General features: G+C 44.0%; 10 protein-coding genes and 1 tRNA gene. 2 read left to right on the top strand and 9 right to left on the bottom strand.

The genetic code is table 11. The annotated features are described in order from the left end of the window. Positions 1–75: 75 nt before the first annotated feature. The 3 genes from QUA13_RS23305 to cpdA form a co-directional block, all read right to left on the bottom strand. Positions 76–852, bottom strand: coding sequence for an SDR family NAD(P)-dependent oxidoreductase (locus QUA13_RS23305; protein WP_333202323.1), 777 nt, complete (start codon positions 850–852; stop codon positions 76–78). A 202-nt stretch (positions 853–1,054) separates the two neighbouring features. Then, the gene (locus QUA13_RS23300; protein WP_333202321.1) at positions 1,055–2,533 is read right to left on the bottom strand and encodes an alpha-amylase; all 1,479 of its coding nucleotides are present in this window, start codon (positions 2,531–2,533) and stop codon (positions 1,055–1,057) included. Between the two features lie 196 nt (positions 2,534–2,729). Further along, on the bottom strand, positions 2,730–3,509 hold the full coding sequence (gene cpdA, locus QUA13_RS23295) for a 3',5'-cyclic-AMP phosphodiesterase (protein WP_333202319.1): 780 nt from the start codon (positions 3,507–3,509) through the stop codon (positions 2,730–2,732). A 201-nt stretch (positions 3,510–3,710) separates the two neighbouring features. Here cpdA and QUA13_RS23290 point away from each other — a divergent pair. Then, positions 3,711–3,781: transfer RNA gene (locus tag QUA13_RS23290), tRNA-Cys, on the top strand. A 129-nt stretch (positions 3,782–3,910) separates the two neighbouring features. Here QUA13_RS23290 and QUA13_RS23285 read toward each other — a convergent pair. The 5 genes from QUA13_RS23285 to QUA13_RS23265 form a co-directional block, all read right to left on the bottom strand. After that, complete coding sequence (locus QUA13_RS23285) at positions 3,911–4,540, bottom strand: type II toxin-antitoxin system PemK/MazF family toxin (protein ID WP_333202317.1); 630 nt, start codon at positions 4,538–4,540, stop codon at positions 3,911–3,913. Continuing rightward, the gene (locus QUA13_RS23280; RefSeq protein WP_333194170.1) at positions 4,527–5,009 is read right to left on the bottom strand and encodes a type II toxin-antitoxin system antitoxin SocA domain-containing protein; all 483 of its coding nucleotides are present in this window, start codon (positions 5,007–5,009) and stop codon (positions 4,527–4,529) included. The genes QUA13_RS23285 and QUA13_RS23280 overlap by 14 nt, the downstream gene beginning before the upstream one ends. Positions 5,010–5,194: 185 nt before the next feature. Then, positions 5,195–5,653, bottom strand: coding sequence for a DUF7689 domain-containing protein (locus tag QUA13_RS23275; RefSeq protein ID WP_333202315.1), 459 nt, complete (start codon positions 5,651–5,653; stop codon positions 5,195–5,197). Then, the gene (locus tag QUA13_RS23270; RefSeq protein ID WP_333202314.1) at positions 5,643–6,395 is read right to left on the bottom strand and encodes a hypothetical protein; all 753 of its coding nucleotides are present in this window, start codon (positions 6,393–6,395) and stop codon (positions 5,643–5,645) included. Before QUA13_RS23270 ends, QUA13_RS23275 begins: the two co-directional genes overlap by 11 nt. A gap of 148 nt (positions 6,396–6,543) precedes the next feature. Beyond that, positions 6,544–7,014, bottom strand: a complete 471-nt coding sequence (locus QUA13_RS23265; protein WP_333202312.1) for a DUF4079 domain-containing protein — start codon at positions 7,012–7,014, stop codon at positions 6,544–6,546. 96 nt (positions 7,015–7,110) lie between these two features. Here QUA13_RS23265 and QUA13_RS23260 point away from each other — a divergent pair, with 96 nt between their 5' ends. After that, the gene (locus tag QUA13_RS23260) at positions 7,111–8,592 is read left to right on the top strand and encodes an ankyrin repeat domain-containing protein (protein WP_333202310.1); all 1,482 of its coding nucleotides are present in this window, start codon (positions 7,111–7,113) and stop codon (positions 8,590–8,592) included. 191 nt (positions 8,593–8,783) lie between these two features. On the opposite strand, the gene QUA13_RS23255 is transcribed toward QUA13_RS23260, so the two are convergent. Then, positions 8,784–9,719, bottom strand: a complete 936-nt coding sequence (locus QUA13_RS23255; RefSeq protein ID WP_333202308.1) for a 2OG-Fe(II) oxygenase — start codon at positions 9,717–9,719, stop codon at positions 8,784–8,786. Positions 9,720–9,821: the final 102 nt, after the last annotated feature.

Raw genomic sequence — 9,821 nt, 5'->3', positions numbered from 1 at the left:
GCTTGATTATCAATCATTAATTATTGGTAATGGCTAATTGGTAACAAGATGTTTTAAATTGCTGCTATAGAGATTTTAAATCAAAGAACCACCTCCATCAATCCAGACTTCAGTACCTGTGGTAAAGCTGGAGGCATCTGATACCAGAAAGAACACTAATTGGGCGATTTCTTCGCTAGAACCGGCGGTATTATCAGTCAAAGGAATCATGTCTTGAATGGAATCAGGCGCGACTGGAATGCGATCGAGATTTCGCTTAGTGGTACTTTCCTCAATCGCAGTCAGCACCCCACCCGGACAGATAACATTGACTCTGATTTGGCTGGGAGCAAGTTCTAGCGCTAGCATTTTTGCAAAGGCTACTTGGGCTGCTTTACTACAAGCGTAGGCGGTGGCGCCAACTTTCCTGAAACTTCTGGTGCCATTAATTGATGATGTAATGACAATCGAACCTCCTTGTTTTTTCAGATGAGGAACAGCATACTTAACAGTCAAAAATGTTCCTCTGAGGTTGGTGTTAATTGTCCGATCCCACTCCTCGGGTTCTATCTCCTCTATCGGCGACCATACACCGTTAATACCCGCATTTGCAAAGACAATATCAATTCTTTGATATTCGTCAAAAATTGTTTGAAATGCCTGTTGCATTTGCTGAGAATCCCCAACATCTGCGGCAATAGCCAGCCCGCAGCCTCCTTCATTGACCAACTGGCGGACGGTTTCTTGCCCCGTTTCCAAAATGTGATCGATAATAGCAACTTTTGCGCCTTCCTTGGCCATTAAAATTGCTGCTGCATGACCAATTCCCGACCCACCGCCGGTAATTACTGCAACTTTTTCTGAAAGTTTCATATTTTTTTAGATAAATATTTTTTTGGGCGATCGCAGAGCATAAAAATAATACTAGATAGAGGAATTTACTCCTCACTACACACAAGTTTCCGCGATCAAAATTATGAAAGTAAAAAGTGGTTTAAGGTACTTATTATAGCGGTAAGGTGCGCACTGCGCACCCTACTTTAGGCAGAGGAGTACGTCAATTTTAACGCAGTCCTTACTGCTGCGGCACCCAGACCGAAACAGAACCGGCGTTACACCGAAAATCACCCCAACCATCGTCATTAGTTGTGATTGGTTCTTTGATGTGTTCGGTGATGTCAATATAAGTTCGATTCGGTTGTCCGACTTCCATAAACTTGGTGCCCTCGTCTCCGTTACTGAGTACCACAGCCATGCCGCCCGGATGTTCTTCAGTTCCGAGTCGCGTCCAGCCAATGGTATTGGCGTGGTCGAAGTAATCGTACTGATTGCCGTAGGAATAAGTTTGGCGCGCTAACAAGAATTTATCGAGAAGAAACTGATGTTTGTCTAACCAAATCTCGTATTCGTTGCCATCGTTTGCTGTATCCTTATAGTTATCGCCGTAATAGTCCGGGTAAAAAATGCACGGATATCCTTCGCTTCGCAGCAAGATTAAAGCGTAGGCAAGAGGTTTAAACCAAGCCTCGACAACAGATTCTAGGGATTGTAATGGTTGAGAATCATGGTTGTCAACCAAGGTAACGGCGAGGGCTGGTTGCTGTTGGACGAGGGTGTTATCAAAAATTGTTCGCAAGTCGTAGCTATTGCCGGCCTTGCTAGCAGCGTGGAAGTTGTAGTGGAGGGGTGCGTCAAATAAGGTGACTTTACCGTCGGTTGCTTGGATGAAGCTGTGCAAAGCTTCCACTTCGTAAGACCAATATTCGCCTACGGCAAATAGGTCGCGTTGGGCATAGTGGCGGACGTGTTCCAACCATTCTTGGAAAAATTCTGCTTTAACGTGTTTGACGGCATCGAAGCGAAAGCCGTCAACGTTTGTTGTATCGACATACCACTCACCCCAGTATTTTAATTCCCCGGTGACTTCTGGGTTGTCCATATCTAAATCGCAACCCATGAGGTAGTCAAAATTGCCTTTTTCTAAGTCTACTCCTCGATCGAATTCTTTACCTTTGAGCAGGTAAACGGCATGGGTTTCTGTGTCGTAAACGTTGTAATCAATGGCGTCAAAATGCCACCAATGCCACTCCATGCTGGAATATTTTTTGTCGCGTCCGGGGAAGGTAAAATGCGTCCAAGCTTTGATTTTTTGATATTCGCCTACAGTGTCATTCCGGTTGTCGGGATTGAAGGGTGTAGCTTCGGATTCTTCTTCTGCATCGGCACCTAATTTGTGGTTGAAAACAACATCGGCATAAATCCGAATTCCAGCATCTTGTGCAGCTTTAATGGCGGCCAAATACTCATCTTTTGTGCCGTATTTTGTGCGTACCGACCCTTTTTGGTCGAACTCGCCTAAATCGAATAAGTCGTAGACGCCGTAACCTACATCCATACCGCCGCCGGTTCCTTTATAGGCTGGCGGCAACCACAGGGATGTAACGCCTTTTTTGGCTAAATCTTTTGCAGATTTCGCTAGCTGATTCCACAGGCTGCCGTCGTCGGGGCTGTACCAGTGGAAATACTGCATCATCACGCCATTTAGTTCAGACATAAATTTAGTTTTTCCTATTTTGTCAAATTGCGATCGACATTTGTGTTCGTAGCTCGCTAGTTTACGTATGTCTGCAATCTATGGTTAATAAATATCATAAAAGATGGGGCTGCTAAAAAAAATCTATCTCTTGATGTATTGACAACAAAATGTAAATTTGATATTAATTTAATTACTTTATCCAGACAGCAAAATATTAATCTGGTGGCAATTGTGCAGCAACTCGCTCAACTCTGGTGTTCCAAGTACCGTCGATCGCCAATTCAAGCAATCTAAATCCCGGGGGGATTTGGTCAAGGATAATCGGATGACTTTTCGGTAAAAGTTGGATGCAGGTGCTGGGTGTCCCCAAGTAGGTAACTGAGCCCCGCTGTTGTTGAAATTCTTGGTGAATGTGGCCACAAAGAACGATTTTGATTTGAGGATATCGATCGACAATTGCTAAAAATTCATCGGCATTGTGCAGCATCATTCCATCCATTATTTCAGAGTCGATCGGCAAAGGATGATGGTGCAAGGCAATGATAACAGGTCGATCGCCCGTTTGTTGCAGTTGAGAGTCGAGCCAATGCAAGCTTTCTGGGGAAAGCCGCCCGCCGTCGCATCCCGCTTCCACACTCGAAAGTAATAGAAATTGCCAGTTTCCTAGCATCCATGATTTTTCTGGGGAAAGAGGCGACTGATTTAAGATTTCTGCCATGACTGGGATGTTGTCGTGGTTCCCAGGTATCCAGTAGGCGGGTATTCCGAGGGGGGCGATGAGGGAGACTAGGCGCTGGTAGGATTCTGGTGTTTCGTCTTGGGACAAGTCGCCTGTGAGTAGGAGTAAGTCGGGCGGCGACTGTATCTGTTGCAAGCGATCGAGAACTGCTTGGAGGGTGCGGGCTGTTGAGAGGCCTTTCCATTCTCGATCAAACTCTGCAAACAAGTGAGTGTCGGTGATTTGGGCGACGAGTAGGGGAGAAACTGGTGTCATGGCTGGTGTTGCGGGTCGTTGCTATAGTTCTAGAGTACCTTCCCACAAGGGTTTTGGGGATATGGGAAAAAAGGGCGATTCCCTACCCTTCGGGAACCCACGCGCGATCGGGATAGCTGCGCTTCACGAAATTTTTGACAGGGATGTTAAAATTTTCGAGATTTGGTGTACTATAAGAAAACGTCAAATTTCAGACGTGACGGCGGCATAGCCAAGTGGTAAGGCAGAGGTCTGCAAAACCTCCACCCCCAGTTCAAATCTGGGTGCCGCCTTTTTTAATTTTTGTTAGATGTGGCTAAGATGCCGTTTGGGCGATCGAGAAGGTTAACAGGATATAGCGAGAGTGTTCAAGTCCACTGCAAAAACCTTCTTGACCTCTACCATCAATTACTACTCATTGACTACGATCGCAAATCGTCGATCAGTTTTTCTATAGCCATACTTTTTGTGGTTTCATCCGCTAGAGAATTAAACACTTTCTGCAAAAGTTCTATAGACGCATTTTTAATAAACCAATCTTCACCCAGATTATCCCCAAGATTTAAAAAATACTTTAAACGTTCCTCTATAGCTTCCTTATCTGCTTTATCCAGTTGTCCAACTCGCTTAAGCCAATCCCCTTGCGAATCTTTAAAACAGTTAGCATCAACAGTACATATCTGATGCACTAGAGCGAAGGAATTATAAGAAAGACCATTTGTGCTTGTAGAATTAATTGGATATACAGTTGGCAAACCTTTATAGGTTTCTTGTGAAGTCAACGGAATCAGCGTCAAAGTTTGGATGTATTTAGAGTCCTCTTGAAATTGGTCACTTGTCCAAACGATATAAGGATGCTCTCCCCGAAAAACCCGACTCGAATTAATCACCTGAGTGCAAGAAATTGTCTTGCACTCAATCTCCCCTGGTTCATTTATCTCATAAATATGATGATGACCGAGTTTGCAACGAAGAGATACTCTATAGGGATTGATAAAATAAATCCAACCTTGACGCGGTTTTTGTCCAGCCACTCGCTCACCCCAATTCACTCATTAACTTTTCTCTTTCTTTGTAGAGATTAAGTCTCACCTGTTCCTCTGGTTCGTGGCTATATTTAACCTCAAGCATGGGAGCAGTGCTATAGACATATTCTAGTAACTGATTCAGTTTATCCTCTCCTGCACCCGCCCATTCTCTCCTGATGTTGTCAAGCATGAGCTTCAGACCTAAAGGTAACTTTAAATCATCCACATTACCAGCTCCCTCACCAAGTCTGATGAATATACTTTCTCCCTGAGATTCTTGAACAATCTCTTTGCCATTCATTTGATTTAAAACAGCCTCTATGCCTTCATTCCAAGGCCCATAGTAATAATAACGCCAATCTAAATCAGTAAGCTGCTTGTCTGTCCATTTGACCGCATAAAGATCTGCCAAATACAAAAACTTGATTAACTGCGTTTTTGTAATATAGCCTTTTGTTGCGTAGACAAAGTATTTGATCAGGTTTTCTAGCATGGCTTTCCTTCTTTCGATTTTAAAAAAATCCCTAATTAATCTTATAATTTGTTCGCCAAATTTAACTTTAGTCTATTATATCATCCAAAGGGAAGCTTGGCTATTAAAACAGATAAAAAATAGCTAAGGCTAACAAATAGAGTGTGTGCGTTCCGGACTGTACTCTTCAAAAGTTGAATTGCCGTCTAAGAAATATTGAGCGGGATTGTCGCTCGCTTTAATATTTGTTGAACCACCCCATAATAGTTAGGATTTTCTAACCCTTCTAATTCATGTTCGATATCTTCCCAATCCCCTAGCTTGCTTTTCCACTTACCATCCTCTTCTTGTCTGGCTGCGTGCTGTGGCTGGCCGTTATAGGTGTATATTGCTATTTTTTGAAACCCCGGTTCAAGGTCACGATTCTCGCAAGGTTCATATCCAATAGTTTGATAAGCTTGGATAAAAGCTTCCAGCGTTAACTCTCTTGAAAGACCATCCGGCCAGTACCCATCAGGGTCTACCGGGTCCCATCTGCATTCCTCTTCTCCAGCAGCAAAAGCAAAGCAATTATAATCTACTGTTTCTTGACTTGTTACTTGATATTCAGTAAGCTCTAAGTTAGGAAATCTCAATATTTTTCGGTACTCTAGCTTACCACTCATAACCGTGTTCTTTTCCCCATTGTATCCACGCTTGGGCCATTTGCTTCATCCGGCCGCGCTGTTCGGGTTTTACCGGATTGTCACCAGTAATTGCCCTCAACGCCCAAAACCAATGGTCTGGCTTTTGTTCTAGGTCACGCAAAATCAAGGGGATAACTGGCTGTCCCATGCCGATAATTCTCTGATAAGCCTGGTGCATTGATTTCTGTGTAACTAATGATAGCATCCCCGTCTCGACACGCCATTCTTCGGCGAACTTCTTAAACTCTGCTTCGAGTTCTACCTTGCTTTTAATCGGGAAGTCATCAGCAGGAATTCCTGAAGGCAACAAATATACTTTGAAAAAATCTTTGGCTTTTGATGCCGATTCTAAAAAGCTATTCGGCATCAACAAGCTATTAAGCTTTTTTTCATAAAGTCGCTGTTTTTCTTCTGTTGATAAGTTAGAGAGTTCTTCAAATTCATCAACAGCGGCAATAAGCTCATCTGCTAGTTCTTCCACCGTCCAAGCATAAGTTTTCTTTAAAGCGTATATAGCAATAATACTCTCTAGTATATTGACTAAATCATCATGGTTCGTGTTTTCTACCTCTGACTCTACGTTTCTGACTAAATCATCAATAGGCAACGCAGGGACTGTTTTTCTCAACGCACTCAAAATAGCCTCAAACACTGAGCTGTCCAAGGCTATAATTTTTTCGATGCCGGATTGATATTGGCGATGTATTTTTAAAGAAGGCATATTAGTTTTCTTGTCTTTGCTAAGAGAAGTTGAATTAAGACTAATTGGCTTACTTATACGTAAATTATAACACCCTTTCGATCGTAAAAATGTAGGGACACGGCAGTGCCGTGTCCCTACCCAATATCTGTACTTCTTACTCAAATTATCACATTTTGCTGATAATTCTCTGCACGATTTCCACGCCTGTTACTGCTTGCCAGCCAAACAGCCCCAAGAGCACAATATTCAGAAAGATGTGAGTGTTTCTAGCCAAATCATTGCCTTTTTGCATCAAAGGAGTCAGCGAGGCTGCGATCGCAATTATTGCCGTCATTCCCAATCCTGCTAGCAAGTGGGAGCCGACAAATAGTTTGCCGTTGTTGATGTAGGTGACAGCCATACCGCCGATCGCCCCCGTTACCATCAACGCTAGCAGCAAAGAACCCATTTGGTGGTGCTTGACGTTGAATTTGCCCTTAATTAACTCTTTTTTGACTTCGCCTTCCGCGCTTCTGGTACGTCGGATTTGAAGGCCGAGATACAAAGCATACAATGAGATGGCCAGCAGTACCCACATTAACACTGGGTGGAAGAATTGGCTCCAAACTTTAACTGACTGAGGAATTTCGAGATTCATAGTGTTCTGAGGATTAGCAAACATACTTCATAAAACTTAGCATACCAGTCAGGCCGTCTCATGCGACGGTAAAAATATACGGGATGAGACACTATTATGCCTGCCACTAAACAAGACGCTGTATTGATTCAAGCCGCCAAGACCGGCAACATTATTCACGTCCAAGCTTTACTCGCTAAGGGAGTTGACGCTAATGCCAAAGACTCTGAGGGGACGACGGCTTTGATGTTTGCGACCCAAAAGGGCTATACGGAAATCGTGCGTATTTTACTAAACAATGGCGCTAATGTCAATCAAGCGAGCAGGCGTTTTGGGCTGACGGCTTTGATGCTGGCGGCGGCTCACAAACAGCCTGATTCTGCACGGCTGTTGTTAGCTGGGGGTGCTGATGTTAATGCTAAAAATGATGATGGAAGTACAGCTTTGATGGCGGCTTCTCTGAAAGGTGATATCAATGTTGTGCGACTTTTACTTGATGCTAATGCTGATGTAAATGTCCGAGATAAAGATGGAGATTCGGCTCTAAAAATAGCTGCTTTATCCGGTCATCTAGCTGTTGTTAAAGCTTTGGTGGATGCGAGTGCGGTTGCTGACAATTCTATGCTGTTTTTAGGTGTCCGTCAAGGTAGCGCAGAAATTGTGGGAATTTTGCTCAATTGTGGGGCGGATGCTAATGTTAAAAATCTAGAGAGCAAAACTGCTTTGATGCTGGCTGCGACAGCGGGAAATTTGGCTGTTGTCGAGGCGCTGTTGGCTGCTGGTGCTGATGTCGAAATTCGCGACAAAGAGGGCGAAACTGCTTTAACTTTGGCTGCGGATTCCGGCAATACTGATGTTGTGCAAACTTTGCTTGGTGCGGGTGCTAATGCGAATGTGAAAAATGGAGATGGGGGTACGGCTTTGATGGCCGCTGCTGCTGGAGGAAATTTGCCGATCGCCCATATCTTACTCGATGCTGGCGCCGATATCAACGCTAAGGATAAAGATGATGAAACTGCTTTGAATTTTGCCGTGGTTGAAGGCTGCGAAGATGTCGTGGAATTGCTCTTAAACCGAGGTGCTAGTGTCGGTTCTAGAAATCGGTTGGGCGATACGCCTTTACTGGTGGCGGCTGTTCACGGCCATAGTGCGATCGTATCGGCTTTGCTGCAAAAAGTAAACTCAAATCCGGATGAGTTTCTGAATGCTAAAAACTTTGGGGAGACTGCTTTGACGCTGGCTGCGTTTCACGGACATACCGAGACGGTGAAGGCTTTGCTTGACGGCGGTGCAGATCCCAATGTCCCGGCGGATTTGGGGAAAACGGCTTTAATGAAGGCGTGCGATCGCGGTTATATTGCGATCGTCCAACTATTAGTCGAAAAAGGTGCAGATGTCAACTTGCTGGATGATTCGGGCGCAACAGCTTTAATGTGGGCCGCACATCGGGGTTATGCTGAGGCAGTAAAAATTTTAATTGCTGCTGGTGCAGAACTAAACCATAAAAATCCGGGAAATTATACAGCTTTAATGCTGGCTGAGTTCAAACGTTATTCCAGCGTGGTGAAATTGCTCAAAAGTGCTGGAGCACAGGAGTGATATCGCGGGTTTGGGGCGGGTTTATTTCATCTATCTGTACTTTTTTAGGCTATTGACAAACCCGCCCCGAGGGGTTTATTGAGTTAATTTACCCCCTTTAATCTTGAGTCCGCGCGGGCTGAATTTGTTTGTATAGTAGCGGTTTCAACCGCCTATTTTTCGAGGAGAATTAACCCTAATTTCGTCTTACCTCAATTTGCTTTGCGCACCCAGCCGTTAATAGTAAAGCGACTATCAGCAAAAGCTTTCGAGGGACAGCTAACTCGCAAAACTTCGTGCATATACCGACTAAGAAAAAATACGATGCTGTTATTACGAGGCTCAACGGTTCTGAATGTCTCGTCTGCAACATAGAAATTGTTCTCAATTTTGCTGTCATAAATCAGCAATTCACCTCCAGAAAAAGCTTTGGGTTCTCGATTGAAATAGTAAACGTAAGTAAAAAATCTGGTTGCGGTATCTGGAGAGCCACTGTCGTTGTGAAGTTTGTAAAAGTTGTTGTCGTTGTGCATGGTTAACTGAGCTTCTATTTCACCAAGCGGAAATGAGAGAATATTTAATTTGCGCAGCACGTCGGGGAGAATTGCTTTGATGCGATTAACCATCAGTTCCGAAAATTCGGGGAACGAGTGGAGTACCATCGAACGCCGATAATCTTCGGCATTAGTTGAGGTGCTGGTACTCACAAATTCTGACTCTTTTGCTAAAACATATTTGATGAGTTTGTTCTTTTCTGCGGATGTCAAAAAGTTGTCAATTTGGGCGTAGCGAGATATTAAGTCATCATTTACAGGTGGCGCAGGGACGGGAATTTCTGCGGCGGGAATTTCTACGGGAATTGCAGGCTGCTGCGGTTGCAGTTGCTGCAAGTAAATTGGGGGTTCGGTGACTAATCCGACTAGATTTTCGCCGGGAAAAGAAAGGGCGGAACGACCTCCGTCTATGGGGATTTGAAATAAGGTGGAAAAACCGGGTGTTTGTTGAGTGCGATCGACTAATGTTTTGACAAGGCTGTGTAATAAAGGTGTGTCGGATTTGAGGGTGACGGTGCACTGATGTCCGCCAGTAAGCAGGATTTTGACTTTTACGTCTTGAGGTTTAATTTGCTGTTGAATTGTGGTATTCATAGCCGTTAGTTATAGAAGAAGGAAAAAGGAAGAAGGAAGAAGGAAGAAGGAAGAAGGAAGAAGGAAGAAGGAAGAAGGAAGAAGGAAGAAGGAAGAAGGAAG

This window comes from Microcoleus sp. S28C3, assembly GCF_036700785.1.
GTDB classification, from domain to species: Bacteria; Cyanobacteriota; Cyanobacteriia; order Cyanobacteriales; family Microcoleaceae; genus Microcoleus; species Microcoleus asticus.
Note: the sequence above shows the minus strand (reverse complement) of the source record. Positions and strands in the feature narration are given on the sequence as shown.